Here is a 264-nt window from a genome sequence, read left to right as displayed (position 1 = left end):
GCCCCGTGGCAGACGAGAGCGATCTCGACAAGACCGAAGCCGCCACTCCCAGGCGCCGCGAGAAGGCGCGCGAGGAGGGGCAGGTCGCGCGTTCGCGCGAACTGGCTTCGTTCGCACTGCTCGCGGCGGGGTTCTACGGCGCATGGCTGCTCGCGGGCCCGTCGGGCGCGCATCTGCAGGCGATGCTGCGCGGCGCGTTCACGTTCGATCGCGCGACCGCGTTCGACACCCACCGGATGCTGTCGGCGGCCGGCAGCGCGAGCC

General features: G+C 73.1%; 1 protein-coding gene. It reads left to right on the top strand.

The genetic code is table 11. From position 1 onward, the window contains the following. A partial coding sequence (locus AAEY72_RS15305; RefSeq protein WP_352311439.1) for an EscU/YscU/HrcU family type III secretion system export apparatus switch protein occupies positions 1-264 on the top strand: 264 nt, incomplete at both ends.

The organism is Psychrobacter sp. W2-37-MNA-CIBAN-0211, assembly GCF_040309405.1.
Classification (GTDB): Bacteria; Pseudomonadota; Gammaproteobacteria; order Pseudomonadales; family Moraxellaceae; genus Psychrobacter; species Psychrobacter glaciei.
The sequence above is the reverse complement of the archived record's forward strand: the minus strand, read 5'-3'. Positions and strand labels throughout refer to the sequence as shown.